Genomic DNA, 15,573 nt, shown 5'->3' with positions numbered 1-15,573 from the left:
CATGGCAAACGGCTTTGTGCGCGGAATCTTTCTTGCACTCATTGCGGCGTTCGTTGCAGGCGCGGCCTGGCTCTCGCATGAAGCGCTGTCGCGCGCCGAACTTATTTCTCCGCGCGCCAGCGCCATCGTCTACGACCGCAACGGCGCCTTCTTGACGCAGATCGGCGAGAAGACTCGCGATCCTGTGACTAAGAGCCTGCGCGTCGACTACGGCTATTGGCCGCTCGCCGCCATTCCGCAGCGCGTGGCGCGCGCGACTCTCGCTCTCGAAGACCGCCGCTTTTACGATCATCCCGGCGTTGACCTCCGCGCGCTGGCGCGCGCCGCATGGCGCAATCTGACGACGCGCGGCAGACGCGAAGGCGCCTCGACGATCGCCATGCAGGTTGCGCGCATGCAAGGCGAGCGGCCACGCTCCTTCGCCGAAAAGCTGATGCAGGCGGCGACGGCGCTCGCCATCGTCGCGCGCAATGGACATGAGGCGACGCTGGCGCATTATCTGCGCCTCGCGCCTTACGGATTGAACGGCCATGGCGTCGCCCATGCCGCGCGCTTTTATTTCGACAGACCGGTCGAGGATCTTTCCTGGGCGCAGGCGGCGCTGCTCGCCGCCATTCCGCAATCGCCGGGCCGGATGAACGTCACGCGCGAGAGCGGCCTTCGATTGGCGACGGCGCGCGCGCGTCACGCGCTCGCGCGGCTCGAAGACGAAGGCGCGCTCGACGCCGCGCAGGCGGCGCTGGCGCGCGCCGAGCTCGATCATATGCGGCCGCTCGACGCCAAGCGCCGTCCCGAAACATTGCATCTGGCGCTGCGCTACGAAGCGCTCGCGCGCGAGGCCCTGGCGCGACCTATTGCGGACGGCGACCGGCGCATCAATGCGACGATCGATCTGGCGGTCGAACAGGACGTGCTCCGGCTCGCCCGCCGCTATCTTTCGAATTTCCGCCGCCGCGGCGCGCGGCAGGTCGCGGTGATGGTCATTGAGCGGGGAACCAACGCCGTCATCGCCGACGTCGGCTCCTCCGACTACAACGACCCGCAGGCCGGAGCCTTCGATTTCACCCGCGTGCGGCGTTCTCCCGGTTCGACGTTGAAGCCTTTCATCTTTGCGCTGGCGTTCGAGCGCGGCGTTCTCAAAACGACGGATCTCTTGAACGACATTCCCGAAGGCGCATCGGGCGTCAGCAACGCCGACGGGCTCTATCTCGGTCCGCTGACGCCGCGTCAGGCGCTCGCCAATTCCCGCAATGTGCCGGCGACAAATCTGCTGCGGCGCGTCGGGCTCGAGGCGAATTTCAATTTCCTTCGCGACCTCGGCCTGCATGATCTCGAAACGCCGGCGGAGAGTTTCGGGATTTCGATGGCGATTGGCGCGCTGCCGGCGCGGCTCGAGGATGTGATGCGCGCCTATGCCGCGCTCGCCGACGACGGGATCATGCACGACCTTGCGTTCACGCGCGACGAATCGCGACGTCCGGCGCGGCGCGTCTTGTCGGTCGACAGCGCGCGGCTGATCGCCTCGATGCTCGCCGATCCGCAGGCGCGGCTTCCGTCCTTTCCGCGCTACGGGCCGCTCGAATATCCCTTCGCCGTCGCCGTGAAGACCGGCACGTCGCAAGCCTATCGCGACGCCTGGACGATCGCCTTTTCGCATAAATTTATCGTCGGCGTATGGCTCGGCCGCGGCGACGCCGGCGCGATGCGCGCGATGACCGGCGTGTCATCGGCGGCGCGGCTCGCCCACGCCGTGCTCGTAAAGCTGCATGGCGCCAAGCCCGGAGACATCGCGCCGGAAACTTTTGCGCCGCCGCCGGGACGCATCGCCATCGATCTCTGTCGCGCCGACGGCGGCGCCGACTGCGCGCAGACATTGCGCGAATGGGTGAAGCCGGAAGACGCCGATTGGAGCCAGACGCAAGATCCGCGTCCTCATCCTGAGGAGCCGCGAAGCGGCGTCTCGAAGGATGTTCGGGAAAAGGCGCTCTGCGCGCCATCAGCCTTCGAGACGCGCCTTTCAGGCGCTCCGCAGGGCGATGAAGCGGATCATATGTGCAACTCTCGAGCAATGAGCGTCGCGCCACTCGTCATCGCAACGCCGGAACACAACACGCATATCTGGCGTAACCCGGAGCAGCCCGATCGCTTCAACCGTCTCGCGTTGAAACTCGCACCCTCAGGCGCGGATGCGCAGATCGTCTGGACGATCGACGGCGAGCCCTTCGCCACGGCGCAGGCGAACGAGACCGTGTTCTGGCCGATGACGCCAGGCGCGCATCGCATTCAGGCGCGGCTGGCGCTCGCCCCTGTCGCGTCGCGCGCGGTGAAGGTTGTGATCGAGTGACTCCTGAGCGTCCCTCGTCTTCATTTCTCGATTGGCGTTGGCAGCGACGAGCTTGAACTGCGAGAATTCTGGTCGCCCGAATCGAGCTTGCCGTTGTGGTTTGTGTCGAAGACATTGAGCGGCGCTTATATCGGAGGCGGCCGTCGGGTCCCATTCGGTGAAGACGATCTCGTTCTTCTGATTGATGACGCCGTCATTATTGGCGTCGAAGGCGAGCACCGCGTCGCCGGCGCCGGCCCAGGCGGTGCGATGCTGATAGCCGTCGCCCGCCGTGTCGAAGAAGGTGTTCGAAGAACTCAGCGGATTGATTTCGATTCCGTCGCCATCGAGGTCGAGGACGATGGGCCAGTTCTGGTCCCAATAGAAATCATCCCAATAATTATCCCAAAATTCCAGTCGGATTTCCATTGCCATGAAATTGCGTCGAAGCTGGTGCCCCCGAAGCCGAAACCAAAATCGCCGAAGCCGCCAAAATCGGAGAAGCCGAAATCGAAATCGGACAAGACGGCGTCGAATCCTGCGGCAATATCGTCCAACACACTGAATATATGAGTATATATTTCTCTCATGTTGAGGCGATGTTTCCGTAATTTCGCATGAATTCGTCAATGGACTCCAATCCAGTGGAGAACCTTTGACTCGCTGTCTCCACCCTGTCTCAGCTCCCAAACCCCACAAGATCCTGTTTCATAAAAAGTGCCGTGGCGGAGCGGAAGAGAACTGAAATCCAGCGTCACCATGCGGCCAGATGGCTCACGCCAACGCCTTTTCGGGGCATGAATGAAGTAAAGTCTTTGAATTGTCGTAACTACTTGCCTAAACTTTAGGGGACCGATACTCTTTGAGCATCCTCCGTCGCAAAAGCCAAGCTCAAGAACCGATAGGCGTTTATTCAGCAACCGTTGAGGTCCTTTTATAACGCGTAATACTTTCAATTTAGATATTTCTGCGTCAAAAGATCCAATCACATTGCCCTTTAAATCTTTTATGTCCATCTGACCAACGCTCGCAGTTTCCTCTGCTCGCCCGAAGAGCGCAATCTGCGTTCCCGCAAGCATCTCAAGAAACTGTCCCTTGTTAAGGCTTTCGATGTTTATACATTCGTTGGCGGCCGCAGTTGCGAAAGGCCCACCCGAAGCAATAGACAAAATTAATACTATTCCAAAAACTTTAATGGCATAAGTGAATTGGAAGGCACAACTTATGTGCTGTACAACTGGCAACAGTCGTCTCAATGAAAGCCTCGCTTCTACATCCTAAGCGCTCCGTTTACGCCGTCAAGCGGCTTTCGCGAAAATATATTTGGGAGTTTCTCCTATTTGTGACGGGATTATACAAATTAACCCCTGTCGAAGCGTCTTGGAGACGTCGCCGTTGACGACCGTCGTCTCCGTCTGAACAAGGTCAATGACGCCGTCGCCGTCGACATCATGCAAACGTCACGAGCGACACCGTCGCGGCTGGTTTCGGTCGTTCCATTGGCGCGGGTTGAATTTGGTCTGGTCGGTGATCGACGAACCGTCGACGAAGGTCTGGACTCCGCCCCTCACCCCGCCGCGGTGATGCGCTCGATTTCAGCGCCGCAGTCGCGCAGCTTCTTCTCCAGGCGCTCGAATCCGCGATCGAGATGATAGACTCGGTTGATCGTCGTCTCGCCGCGCGCGGCGAGCGCCGCAATGACGAGCGAGACGGAAGCGCGCAGATCGGTCGCCATCACCGGCGCGCCGTCGAGGTGATCCGCCCCCGTCACGATCGCCGTATCCCCTTCAAGCTTGATTTGAGCGCCAAGCCGCGCGAGCTCCTGCACATGCATGAAGCGGTTCTCGAAAATCGTCTCGGTGATGCGCGAAACGCCCTTGGCGCGCGTCATCAGCGCCATGAACTGCGCCTGCAGATCGGTCGGGAAAGCCGGGAACGGCGCCGTCGCGACATCGACCGGCGAAATGCCGGCGCCGTTACGCGTCACCCGTAGACCTTCATTCGTCTCGGTGATGCTGGCGCCGGCCTGCACGAGGGCGTCGAGCCCCGCCTGCAGAAGATCGGCGCGCGCGCCGGCGAGCAGAACGTCGCCCCCCGTCATCGCCACCGCCATGGCGTAAGTGCCCGCCTCGATGCGGTCGGGCATGACGGCGTGTCTTGCCCCGAAAAGCGAACCCACGCCCTCGATCTCGATCGTCGACTGGCCGGCGCCCTTGATGCGCGCGCCCATTTTTATGAGACAGTCGGCAAGATCGACGACTTCGGGTTCGCGCGCGGCGTTGCGCAGCACGGTGGTCCCGCGCGCGAGCGACGCGGCCATCAGCGCCGTATGCGTGCCGCCGACCGTGACTTTGGGAAAGTCGATCTCGGCGCCGGTGAGACCGTTCTTGGCCGAGGCGACGACGTAACCATTTTCGATGTCCAGTTTGGCCCCGAGCTTTTCCAGCGCCATGAGCAGAAGATCGACAGGGCGGGTGCCGATGGCGCAGCCGCCCGGCAGCGACACGCGCGCCTCGCCGCAACGCGCGACGAGCGGCGCGAGCACCCAGAAGCTGGCGCGCATACGCGAGACAAGGTCATAGGGCGCGGTGGTGTCGACGATTTCACGCGCGGTGAGATGGACGGTGCGGCCGGCGTCGACGGACTCGCCGGTGCGCTTGCCGGCGATGGCGTAATCCACGCCATGATTGCCGAGAATGCGCTCGAGAAGCATCACGTCCGCGAGCAGCGGCATGTTGGCGAGCGTCACGGTTTCGCGCGTCAGGAGCGATGCGATCATCAACGGCAAGGCGGCGTTCTTCGCGCCGGAAATCGGGATCACGCCATTGAGCCTGGTCCCGCCGACGATCTTGATCTTATCCATCACCCCTCGCTGTCGGTTTTCGAGTCCTCGCCGTGTTTCGCTGGCGCCTGGTCCCGCAGCGCGCGCTCGCGCGCCTTGCGCCGGGCAAGATTGGCGCGCAAGGCGGCGGCAAGCGCCGCCTTCTTCTTCGGCTCGCCGTTAGACTTCGGGCTAAAATCCGCCCCTTTTGGGGCGCCCCTCCTGCCCTGCTCGTCGTTCTCGGTCATCGCGGTCGACCGCCCCTCTTGCAAAACTCCTGCGATTCTAGGGCCCTAGCCGATCAAGTCATCGCCCGCACGGCGAGCGTCGCATTAATGCCGCCAAAGGCGAAAGAATTCGAGAGCGCGACGCGAATCGGCATTTGCCGCGCGACGTTGGGAATGGCGTCGACCGCGCATTTGGGGTCAGGCTCAAGGAAATTGATCGTCGGCGGCGCGATTTGATCGCGCAGCGCGGAAATCGTCACGACGAGCTCCAGCCCGCCGCTCGCGCCGAGCGCATGGCCGTGCACGGGTTTCGTTGACGAAACCGGCGGCGGCGCGTCGCCGAAGACGGCGCGCATCGCCTGCGACTCGGTGATGTCATTGGCGTAGGTCGCCGTGCCATGGGCGTTGAGATAGTCGACGTCTTCCGGTTTCAATCCGGCGCTGTCGAGCGCAAGCCGCATGCAGCGCGACGGGCCTTCGACATCGGCGCGCAGCGGATCGAAAGCGTCGCTTGTCGTGCCATAGCCGGCGAGTTCGCAGAGCGGCGTCGCGCCGCGCGCCAGCGCGCCTTCCAGCGTCTCCAGGATGAAGACAGCGGCGCCTTCGCCAAGCGTCATGCCGTTGCGCTTTGACGAAAACGGGCGGCAGAGATCCGGGGTGAGAACGCGCAGCGCCTCCCACGAACGAATCGAACCGTTGATCACGCAGGCTTCCGCGCCGCCGGCGATCGCGCGGTCGGCGCGCCCCGCGCGCAGCATCTCAAAGGCCTCGCCGATGGCCTGCGCCGCCGAGGAACAGGCGGAGGCGAGCGCGAAAGTCGGTCCCTTGGCGCCGTAGCGCATGCCGAGAGTCGTCGGCGCGGCGCTCGGTATCAGGCGCGGCACGGTCAACGTATCGGGACGGCCGTCGAGCTTATATTCGAGATAGGCGTTGTTATCGATGGTCGTGGCGCCGCCGATGCCGGTGCCGATGATGACCGCCGTGCGCGGCCCGCCGACCGCCTTGCGCTCAAACCCGGCTTGCGCCAGCGCTTCATCGGCGGCGACGATGGAAAATTGGGTGAAGGGATCGCAGTACGGGAGCAGTTCGGCTTCGATATAGGCGGCGGGATCGAAATCCGGGACCTGCGCGGCGATCTTGATTCGCCCCACATAGGGGCGCTCCGATTTCAGCGGGCGCACGCAGGACACGCCGTCGCGCGCCGCGCGCCACAGCGGCGTCGCGCCAATGCCGGCGGCCGACACCGCGCCCATTCCGGTAATGACGATTCTACGCGCGGCGCCCTGTTGCGGCATCAATGTTCAATCCTTTGCTTGATTTCAACCACGCGCGGCGACGCGCCGATCTTAAGAATCGTTTGAAGGTTTAATGAGGCGCGCGCCCGCGTCAAACGGCGAACCCTGCCGCGGACAAGAGCCGCAGCTCGCCCGAGACGCGCACAAGCCACTGTCTTTTTTGGATATACACTCTATTCGAGCATCTTCTTCAGCTCGGCGCGCAGGCCCTCCGCGACGTCCGGCCGCGCCAGGCCAAAAGCCACATTGGCCGCGAGAAATCCGAGCTTTGAACCCGTGTCATAGGTGCGTCCGTCGAAGCGTACGGCGTGGAAGGGCCGCGTCTTCGCAAGATGGATCATGGCGTCGGTGAGCTGAATTTCGCCGCCCGCGCCTTTTTCATGCTTTTCGAGCAGCCCGAAAATTTCCGGCTCCAGAATATAGCGACCGGAAATGATGAAATTGCTGGGCGCGGTTCCCTGCGGCGGCTTCTCGACCATGCCGGTGATTTCGAAGGTCGAACCATAATCCTTGCCGCGCGCGACGATGCCGTATTGATGCGTCTCTTCCGGCTTCACTTCCTCGACCGCGATGATATTGCCGCCGTGTTTTTCATAGGCCGCGACCGCCTCGGCGAGGCAGCGCGCGTTCTGGCCCGGCGCCGGAAGCGTGATCATGTCGGGCAGCAGCACCGCGAAGGGTTCGTCGCCGATAATGTCGCGCGCGCACCATACGGCGTGGCCGAGGCCAAGCGGCGCCTGCTGGCGGGTGAAGCTTGTCGCGCCGGCGGCCGGCAGGTCCGACATCAGCGCTTCATATTCCTTGGTCTTGTTGCGGCGGCGCAGCGTGTCCTCAAGCTCATAGGCCATGTCGAAATGATCTTCGATGGCGCCCTTGCCGCGCCCGGTGACGAAAATGAAATGCTCTATTCCGGCTTCTCGCGCCTCGTCCACGACATGCTGCACGACCGGGCGGTCGACGACGGTCAGCATTTCCTTCGGCACGGCCTTGGTGGCGGGCAGAAAGCGCGTGCCGAGGCCGGCGACAGGGAAAACAGCCTTGCGAATGCGTTTGCTCATGGAGAAGCCCGTTGAGAGGTGAGACGGCGAAGGGGTGATAGCGGCGAATCGCTCCGGAGGCGACTCGCCCAGGTCGTCGGAAGGCGTCTTGAAACTCGGCCGTTTAGCACGATTTGGCGGGATCGTAGAGTTCGCGACGCGAACGGCGCAAAGGCATTGAGGGGCTTCAGGCTGCGGCGTTCACGCCCGGCGGCGGATACGAGAGGAAGGTTGCGGCATGACGGTTCTGGTTACGGGCGGCGCCGGCTATATCGGCAGTCATACGGTTCTCGAACTGCTCGACGCCGGCGAAGGTCCGCCCGTCGTGCTCGACGATCTTTCGACCGGTTTTCGCTGGTCGGTTCCGGAAGGGACGCCGCTCGTCGTCGGCGATTTCGGCGACGCGGATCTCGTCGCCGATCTAATCGAGCGCCACGGCGTCGATGAGATCATTCACTTCGCCGCAAAGATCGTCGTTCCCGACTCCGTCGCCGACCCTCTCGGCTATTATCTCAACAATACGGCGAAAGCGCGCACCCTGCTCGCGACGGCGGTGGCGCGTCGCGTCAAGCGCTTCATCTTTTCTTCGACCGCCGCCGTCTACGGCGACCCGCTGCAAAATCCGGTCAGCGAGGACGAGCCGTTGAAGCCGGTTTCGCCCTATGGGCGATCCAAGCTCATGGTCGAGTGGATGCTCGAGGATACGGCGCGCGCGCACGGCCTTGCCTATGTCGCTTTGCGCTATTTCAATGTCGCCGGCGCGGATCCGAAGGGGCGTTCGGGGCAATCGACGCCCGAGGCCACGCATCTCATCAAGGTCGCCGTGCAGACGGCGCTCGGCCTGCGCCCGAAGCTGCAGGTTTTCGGCGATGATTACCCGACGCCGGACGGCACATGCGTGCGCGATTATATCCAGGTCACCGATCTGTCGCGCGCCCATCTCGACGCCTTGCGTTATCTGCGCGACGGCGGCGCCAATCTCACCGCCAATTGCGGCTATGAGCGCGGCTTTTCCGTTCTCGAGGTGATCGAATCGGTGAAGCGGGTTTCCGGCGTCGATTTCGAAGTTGAAATTGCCCCGCGCCGGCCCGGCGACCCCGCGGCGATCGTTGCGGCAAACGAAAGAATTCGCCGGACTCTCGGCTGGACGCCGCAGCATGACAATCTCGACGAGATCGTTCGTCAGGCTCTGGAGTGGGAGAAGCGCCTGATGGCGCGCGGCTGATCATCAACTAAAAACTTAAGTGAGTGATGAAGTTTTTCTTGTCTTTGCGCCCCTGAAACGATTCTTAAGCGAATGCCTAAGCGTTCGGAGAGTCTCGATCGCATGTTCTCGGCGCTCGCCGATCCGACGCGACGCGCCATGGTCGAGCGCCTTGCGCGCGGGCCGGCGAATGTCAGCGACTTGGCCAAGCCGCTCAACATGTCGCTGCCTGCGGTCATGCAGCATTTGCAGACTCTGGAGCGGAGCGGGCTTGTGACGAGCCGTAAGGTCGGGCGCGTGCGCACCTGCCGCATCCAGCCAAAAAGATTCGACGCCGCGCAGGCGTGGCTCGCGCGGCAACGCGCGCATTGGGAGGCGCGCTTCGACCGTTTGGATGCGTTCCTGGAGAAAAGCGAGGATTGAGGATGGGCGATCAAAAACCGGATCTTGAAATTTCCCGCTTGGTGGCCGCCCCCCGCGCGCGCGTCTGGCAGGCTTGGGCCGACCCGGCGCTCTTGAAGGAATGGTGGTGCCCTCGACCCTGGACGACGGAGGTCCGCGCCTTCGACTTCCGTCCCGGCGGCGCCTTTCACACGTTCATGAGCGGGCCGGATGGCGGAGAAAGCGACAATCCCGGCTGCTTTCTCGACATCGCGGCGCAGGAGCGGATCGTCTTCACCTCGATGCTGATCGGCGGCTGGCGTCCCGCCTCGCCCTGGCTCGCGTTCACCGCGATCGTGAGCATGGCCGACGAGGGCTCCGGGACGCGCTACGTCGCGCGCGTCATGCATAAGGACGACGCCGAACGCCGACGCCATGAAGAGCTGGGATTTTACGACGGCTGGGGCGCATGCATCACGCAACTCGAAGACGTGGCGCGCGATCTGTCCTGAAGAGTTATGCCCCCTGGCGCCGGCGGGCCCACGACGCAATTTTTCTAAAACGCGCTCTATGCTAGACAGGGAGCGACGCGGTCCCGTAGCTCAGCAGGATAGAGCAGCGGTTTCCTAAACCGAAGGTCAGGGGTTCGAATCCCTTCGGGACCGCCAACACGTCGAGGCGTATGGACCTCCGGCAAATTCGGCGGAGCGTCGACGCCGCCGAATCAGATCACCCGCGCCGCGCGAATGGCGCGCGCCACCAGGGCGCTCTGTCTTCTTCTTCGGCCTTCTTGCGTTTGGCTTCCAAAGCCACCCCCATCTGCATCATTCGGTCGACATAGAAATCGTCGAACACATTGGGCGGAACAGCAAAATGCCTTTGCAGGTCGGCGTGTTCACAGGCGACATAAAAGCGATTGAGTCCATCGAAATAGGCAAACGTATAGTCGGACCGCAAAATATGCGGCTCCCAAGCACCGTGCGATTCCAGCGTGGAGCCCGGCACTACGGATTCAACGAGAATGATCCACGGCCGAAACCGGCCAAGGTCAAACTCTACGATAACATCTCTCTCAGATCCTTCGCAGTCGATCTTGAGAAAATGCACTGTGGACGGCGCCTGCTCCTCAAAAATGCTGTTGAGTGTGCGCACCTCTACTTGCATCTCCTCCTGTTCGAAGCCGAGCGGCGCATGCGATGCCGCCACCTTGGCGTCGAGGCTGGACATGCCGGTATCGTGGACGAGCGTCATGGTCGCCTGACCCGCTCGCGCGCCGACCGCGACAGATAGATTGACGTCGCGCGGACGCCGCTCCTGCAGCCGCCTGAAATAATAAGGATTTGGCTCGATATTGACGCCGCGCCAACCGCGTTCGTAGAAATGCCGCGTCACAGATTCAAGGTCCGGGTCCCATGCGCCAACGTCAACATAGACGCCTTCCGCCAGATCCGCGAAGGCGCGCTCGAGCATGACGTCTTCGAAATTTTGTGCGTAGGAGATCCACATCTCGCGCCTTTCAACTCTCGGTGCTATTCGCTTGTGCGCGCGAATGTGAGCGGCGCCAGCGCATTGTTAATTGGCGAAACCACGTTTAGTCTCATGGCCGCTGTGGCTAGAGTCTTTTGCACGAGCCAGGGACAATTGGAAAGGGCTTTTGATGAACGGAAAAGGCGAAACAACAAATAGTCCGGCCAAAACGCCCCGCCGCAGCGTTCGCATCGCCGCTAACTTCATTGTGATCGTCCTGTGTTTGCTTGCTGTAGAAGCCGGCTTCACTCTTTATTATTTTCTGAGCGAAGGAAAACTCGTCAGCCCGCAAACGCGCGAAGAAATCCGTTCGAATACGTTCGTGGTGCACATGACGTCGAAGAGAAACGTCAAATGCCGCTACATGGACACTGTTTATCCTCACCCCTATTTGACCAACGTTCATGCGGATAATCCGCCCTGCGAGAATTCAGAGTTCGAGATAAACAATGTCGGTTTGTTCGGACGCGACTTTCCCTACAAAAAGGAGACCGACAAGTTTCGCATCATGGTGAGCGGCGGATCGGTGGCCGCCATGTTCGGCCAATTGCATAAAGACAAACCCAAATTCCTCGAAGAACATTTAAATAAATGCTATGTTCCTCCGGAGGGACGGACGACATTTGAAGTTTATAACGGCGCCGATGGCGGCTGGAAGCAGCCGCAACAGGCCATCATGACCCTTCTCTACGGCGAGGTTTTTGATGGCATCATTACCTTGGAAGGCTTCAATGAGAAGGATATGCTTCTCGATAAATGGACGTCTTGGTCAAAACGTTTTGAATGGCCTTCGAACAACTTTATCTTAGTGAATCCATCTGCATCGGGCACCTATCTGCCGATACTCGGCGGCGCGGCGCTGAACTCATTTTATTCATTTTACTTTAATATGCCGCTTTTGAGGTCATCAAACGCGATATTCTTTTTTGTCGACGCGGCCCGCACCAAACTCAACGATTCAATTATGAAAAACATGGCGTCGCTTCATAAGTCGCATTTGACGAATTTTTCCGTGCCCAAGGAGTGGAGTCGCGACGAAGTTTACGAGTACAACCTCGATCAGTACAAAAAATATTTCAAAACGACCGCCGCGCTCGCCCAAGCGCAAGGCGCAAAAGTGGTGTTCTTCATTCAGCCCTCGCCGGTTTACGGCAAGACCCTCACCGAAGAGGAAAAAGGCGTGGTTGGCGATTTGAGCTACAAGGATCTGTATCTCAAGATGGCCGATACGCTGCTCAAGCTGAAGCAGGATGGAATCGCCATCCATAGCCTGCTGGACGTTTTCTCCGCAATTCCGGACACGATTTACGCAGATCATATTCACTTTTTCGCCGACCCGGCGACCGGCGAAAGCGTCGGCAACCGCGCTGTCGCCAAGGCGATCGCCGCTCGGCTGGCCGACGAGTGGCGGTTCGAAAAAAAGTGCAGCGACTGATGAGCGGTCTCAGCGCGGCGCCGGGAAAGTCTGCAGCACAGATTCGATCGGCCCCGAATCGACCGTCATCCCGCCGTTGAACGGATTGTCCATCGCGGCAATCAAAAACACGACCGATCCCATAAAGAGCGCAATAGCGCCGCTGAGGATCAGATGGACATGGAGCTCCATGTCGAAAATGGTCACGAGGCCAAGCAACAAGAATCCGCCGAGACACATAACCCACCAGAGCTCCTTCGGAATGCCGCTGTCGCCGGCGGCGATGAGATAACGGCGATGCTCGACAAGCGTATTCAGACGCGCGAACGTCTCGGCTTGGACCAGTTCCTGGCTTTTGAGCTTGGGCTGAAAATTCATGACCTGGGCGAATAGCGCGGTCAATCCCGGCGAGCGTGAATGGGCTTCGCGAGGGACATTCGGCGGCGGATGTACGGCCTCGACCGCCTCGAGTGCGTAGCTGCGAAGTTTTTCCTGAAGCTCGCTGCTGGTCGGCTGCGGAAAGCCGTCGAAATCTCGGTGAAGAGCGGCGATCGTGAGCGCCTCCTTTGAGACGACGTCGCCGACCGCAGAGAAGTCCTGATAGGCCTCAACCGCGAGCAGCCCCAAAAGAATGCCGTAAAGCGTCGAGAACGCGGCCAGCGTCAGTCCGATCATTTCGTTGGCGTTACGACGGCCGTGGATCCATTGATGCGCGAGAGTGCGAAAAAGGAACACGCCCAGCCATGTCGCGGCAAGGAACCCGATGCAGAACAGCGCAGCCATTTCCGTCACGGACAGATATCTAAAAAACGTCGGCACAGGCGCCTCCCTTTTCGGCGGCATTAGCCGACGCCCGCGTCAAATTGTCAAAAGGGCTTATCGACTGAACAGCCATAAAAGCAGGCTGATGACGACGCTCAAAACGAGCGAGGTGGCGAGCGGAAAGTAGAATTTGAAATTGCCACGCTCGACGACGATATCGCCTGGCAGACGCCCGAGGCCAAATCTCTCCCCGACCGTCCAAAGAATGCCGAGGCCGACCATGACGAGCCCGGCGATGATGAGAAACTTGGCCATTGTCAGCCTTTCGTCGCGTTCCTGATCGATGACGTTCACGATTGCTATTTCGCGCATTTCGACGAAATCGCCAGCAGCGCCGGCGCGTCATCGTGATCGCCGCTTCAGGTGACACATTGTCGCAAAGCCAGGAATCTCGTCGTCCTTCGCTTGACCAAGCGCTTTGTCAAAGTTTAGGTGCCGGCGAAGGGTTCGACGTCGTTGCATTGGGTTTCGCCTGCGGCGAACCGACGCAATCGAACCGACGGCGCATGGCGCGCCTCTTGCGGGAGCCTGTTGGAGACGCAGGCCGCGCGACTCTTCGCAAAGCAACCGTCTCATTGCATGGGTCGCTCCTGATGCGATCGCCGGCGCGCAGCGGTTGCGTGCGACTACGAGGGTTTTCATGAGGCCTGATCACATTTATCTCGCCATGACCATGGTCAAGCACAGCACGCTGGCGGCCGCCTGCATCTATGCGTTCAAGATCGTTTCGTTTTTCGTGAAGACGTTATAGTTTCGCGGGAGCGTTTCACGCGCCGTTGCGCCGGCGCCGCCCTTCGCGCATAACCCTTCCGGCATATATGCGACGCGACGGAAGGGCGCAGGTTCATGGCGGCGATTGATGGTCCGAGAGTGCAGGCGCGTTCCGGCAAGCCAAAGCAGCTCGTCGTTTTTCTTCATGGCTACGGCGCCGACGGCGCCGATCTCATCGAGATCGGCCGCCAATGGCGCGCCTTCCTTCCCGACGCCGATTTCGTCGCGCCGCATGCGCCGGATCGATGCGCCGCATCGCCGACCGGACGGCAATGGTTTCCGCTCACCATGCGCGACCCGGAAGAGCGCTGGCGCGGCTGCATTGCCGCGCGTCCGACGCTCGACGCCTTTCTCGACGCCGAACTCGACCAGCGCGGCCTCGACGATCGCGCGCTGGCGCTCGTCGGATTCAGCCAGGGCACGATGATGGCGCTGCATACGGGGCTGCGCCGCAAGGGTGCGCCGCGCGCGATTCTTGGCTATTCGGGCGTTTATGTGCTCGGCCCGGCGCAGGCCGACGAAGCGCCGGTGGCCTATGAGAAACCGCCGGCCGTCCTTTTGGCGCACGGCGAAGAAGACGAAATGATCCCCGTCGAGGCGCTGCTCATGTCCGCCAATGCGCTCGCCGACTCCGGCGTGCCGACCCAATGGCACCTCTCGGCGCGGCTCGGCCACGGAATCGACGAAACCGGGCTGATCCACGGCGCCCTGTTTCTGGCGCAGTCGTTCGGCGTCGCCGTCGAACTTCGCCGGCGCTGACGTTTAGGTCAGGTTCCGAAAAAGTGGGCGGACTTTTTCGATGAGAACCTGCTCCGCCATTTGTGATTTGAGCGATTCCTGACCGATCATCAGATTCGATGTGATCGGGAAGCGCCAGCTGAGCCCGTCGAATCGACGCTCATCCGCAGCCTCAAATTCCCTCAAGCCCGGCCTCGGCGCCCGCCGGCTCCATCGCCGGTTCAAGTTCGACCGGCACGCGGCGCACGGCGCGGCGCATGACCGGGCGATAGAGCTGCTTCGTCGCCTCGACAATATGCACGCCGCCGCCGGGCAGCGAGAAGCGGCCGGCGATTCGCTCGAAGGCCGGCGCCGAACGCAGCAGCGACGCGCGCTGGAACGGCGGCACGTAAAGCGCCTCGTCCCAATAAAGCGGCAGGAACTGCGCTTCCTGCAGCAATTGCTGCAGCTGACCGCGCGAATAGGGGTGACCCTGTCCAAAGGGCGTCGTGTCGACGCGCGCCCAAAGGCCGGTGCGACTCGGCGCGACGATCAGCACCCGGCCGCCGGGCGCGAGAATGCGCCAGATTTCTTCGAGCAGATCATGCGGATGTTCGTCGGTCTCCAGCGCATGCACGATCAGGATGCGATCCATGCTGGCGTCAGGCAGCGGCGTCATCGACGGCTCCACCAGGGCCGAGGCGGAGCGCCCGTCGGGCGGCCAATGGACGACGCCCTGCGTGGCCGGCATGAAGGCGAGAACTCGCTGCGCCTTCTCCCGAAAACTGTCGAGGTAAGGCGTCGCATAGCCAAGACCGAGCACGCGCAGCCCGGCGTGATCCTGCCAGCGCGTGCGCACCAGCCGCGACACCAGGCGGCGCGCGACCTCCCCCAGCGCCGTGTCGTAAAAGGCCCGCAAATTGACGACGTCGAGCATGGCCTCGATCATCGACTCAATCGATCGGTAGCGCAAGGCGCGCCGGTCGCGCGCGTTCGGCTGTCGCGTTGTTTGGCGAAGCGCTATGGTAGGCGAC

The 15,573-nt window shown here is 61.6% G+C and carries 16 protein-coding genes and 1 tRNA gene; 8 read left to right on the top strand and 9 right to left on the bottom strand.

Features of this window, described 5'->3' with window-relative positions:
- The first annotated feature begins 1 nt into the window (after window position 1).
- Entirely contained in the window at window positions 2–2,344 is a 2,343-nt protein-coding gene (locus tag IYX23_RS06765) for a transglycosylase domain-containing protein (RefSeq protein WP_246716543.1), read from the top strand.
- Between the two features lie 93 nt (window positions 2,345–2,437).
- The gene (locus tag IYX23_RS06760; RefSeq protein WP_196394710.1) at window positions 2,438–2,896 is read left to right on the top strand and encodes a hypothetical protein; all 459 of its coding nucleotides are present in this window, start codon (window positions 2,438–2,440) and stop codon (window positions 2,894–2,896) included.
- Between the two features lie 53 nt (window positions 2,897–2,949).
- Here the strand turns inward: IYX23_RS06760 and IYX23_RS06755 are convergent, their stop codons facing one another.
- From IYX23_RS06755 to galU, 5 genes are all read right to left on the bottom strand, one after another.
- The gene (locus IYX23_RS06755) at window positions 2,950–3,579 is read right to left on the bottom strand and encodes a hypothetical protein (protein WP_196394711.1); all 630 of its coding nucleotides are present in this window, start codon (window positions 3,577–3,579) and stop codon (window positions 2,950–2,952) included.
- Between the two features lie 311 nt (window positions 3,580–3,890).
- A complete protein-coding gene (gene murA / locus IYX23_RS06750) occupies window positions 3,891–5,186 on the bottom strand; it encodes a UDP-N-acetylglucosamine 1-carboxyvinyltransferase (RefSeq protein WP_196394712.1) in 1,296 nt (431 codons plus the stop codon).
- Window positions 5,186–5,392, bottom strand: a complete 207-nt coding sequence (locus IYX23_RS06745; RefSeq protein ID WP_124739030.1) for a hypothetical protein — start codon at window positions 5,390–5,392, stop codon at window positions 5,186–5,188. The genes murA and IYX23_RS06745 overlap by 1 nt, the downstream gene beginning before the upstream one ends.
- A gap of 53 nt (window positions 5,393–5,445) precedes the next feature.
- Window positions 5,446–6,666, bottom strand: a complete 1,221-nt coding sequence (locus IYX23_RS06740; RefSeq protein ID WP_196394713.1) for a beta-ketoacyl-[acyl-carrier-protein] synthase family protein — start codon at window positions 6,664–6,666, stop codon at window positions 5,446–5,448.
- A gap of 173 nt (window positions 6,667–6,839) precedes the next feature.
- Window positions 6,840–7,724: a UTP--glucose-1-phosphate uridylyltransferase GalU gene (gene galU, locus IYX23_RS06735; protein WP_196394714.1), complete on the bottom strand. Its 885-nt coding sequence runs from the start codon at window positions 7,722–7,724 to the stop codon at window positions 6,840–6,842.
- A gap of 217 nt (window positions 7,725–7,941) precedes the next feature.
- Between galU and galE the strand changes: the two genes are divergently transcribed.
- From galE to IYX23_RS06715, 4 genes are all read left to right on the top strand, one after another.
- Window positions 7,942–8,928: a UDP-glucose 4-epimerase GalE gene (gene galE / locus IYX23_RS06730; protein WP_196394715.1), complete on the top strand. Its 987-nt coding sequence runs from the start codon at window positions 7,942–7,944 to the stop codon at window positions 8,926–8,928.
- 72 nt (window positions 8,929–9,000) lie between these two features.
- The gene (locus tag IYX23_RS06725) at window positions 9,001–9,330 is read left to right on the top strand and encodes a metalloregulator ArsR/SmtB family transcription factor (RefSeq protein ID WP_124739034.1); all 330 of its coding nucleotides are present in this window, start codon (window positions 9,001–9,003) and stop codon (window positions 9,328–9,330) included.
- A 2-nt stretch (window positions 9,331–9,332) separates the two neighbouring features.
- Window positions 9,333–9,800: an SRPBCC family protein gene (locus IYX23_RS06720; RefSeq protein ID WP_196394716.1), complete on the top strand. Its 468-nt coding sequence runs from the start codon at window positions 9,333–9,335 to the stop codon at window positions 9,798–9,800.
- A 79-nt stretch (window positions 9,801–9,879) separates the two neighbouring features.
- Window positions 9,880–9,956: transfer RNA gene (locus IYX23_RS06715), tRNA-Arg, on the top strand.
- 61 nt (window positions 9,957–10,017) lie between these two features.
- On the opposite strand, the gene IYX23_RS06710 is transcribed toward IYX23_RS06715, so the two are convergent.
- Window positions 10,018–10,794 carry an FkbM family methyltransferase gene (locus tag IYX23_RS06710; RefSeq protein ID WP_196394717.1) on the bottom strand — a complete coding sequence of 259 codons (777 nt, stop codon included), beginning with the start codon at window positions 10,792–10,794 and terminating at the stop codon, window positions 10,018–10,020.
- A gap of 151 nt (window positions 10,795–10,945) precedes the next feature.
- Between IYX23_RS06710 and IYX23_RS06705 the strand changes: the two genes are divergently transcribed.
- Window positions 10,946–12,250: a hypothetical protein gene (locus tag IYX23_RS06705; RefSeq protein ID WP_196394718.1), complete on the top strand. Its 1,305-nt coding sequence runs from the start codon at window positions 10,946–10,948 to the stop codon at window positions 12,248–12,250.
- A gap of 9 nt (window positions 12,251–12,259) precedes the next feature.
- Here IYX23_RS06705 and IYX23_RS06700 read toward each other — a convergent pair whose 3' ends face one another.
- Window positions 12,260–13,048 (bottom strand): hypothetical protein, encoded by a 789-nt coding sequence (locus IYX23_RS06700; RefSeq protein ID WP_348643635.1) that lies wholly within the window; start codon window positions 13,046–13,048, stop codon window positions 12,260–12,262.
- A gap of 57 nt (window positions 13,049–13,105) precedes the next feature.
- Window positions 13,106–13,363, bottom strand: coding sequence for a DUF2905 domain-containing protein (locus IYX23_RS06695; RefSeq protein ID WP_246716541.1), 258 nt, complete (start codon window positions 13,361–13,363; stop codon window positions 13,106–13,108).
- A gap of 534 nt (window positions 13,364–13,897) precedes the next feature.
- On the opposite strand from IYX23_RS06695, the gene IYX23_RS06690 reads away from it, so the two are divergent.
- The gene (locus IYX23_RS06690; protein ID WP_196394720.1) at window positions 13,898–14,581 is read left to right on the top strand and encodes a phospholipase; all 684 of its coding nucleotides are present in this window, start codon (window positions 13,898–13,900) and stop codon (window positions 14,579–14,581) included.
- A 151-nt stretch (window positions 14,582–14,732) separates the two neighbouring features.
- Here the strand turns inward: IYX23_RS06690 and IYX23_RS06685 are convergent, their stop codons facing one another.
- Window positions 14,733–15,488 carry a methyltransferase domain-containing protein gene (locus IYX23_RS06685; protein WP_018409750.1) on the bottom strand — a complete coding sequence of 252 codons (756 nt, stop codon included), beginning with the start codon at window positions 15,486–15,488 and terminating at the stop codon, window positions 14,733–14,735.
- Window positions 15,489–15,573: the final 85 nt, after the last annotated feature.

This window comes from Methylocystis sp. L43 (assembly GCF_015709525.1).
In the GTDB taxonomy this organism is placed as follows: domain Bacteria; phylum Pseudomonadota; class Alphaproteobacteria; order Rhizobiales; family Beijerinckiaceae; genus Methylocystis.
This window is presented reverse-complemented; position numbering and strand designations above follow the sequence as displayed.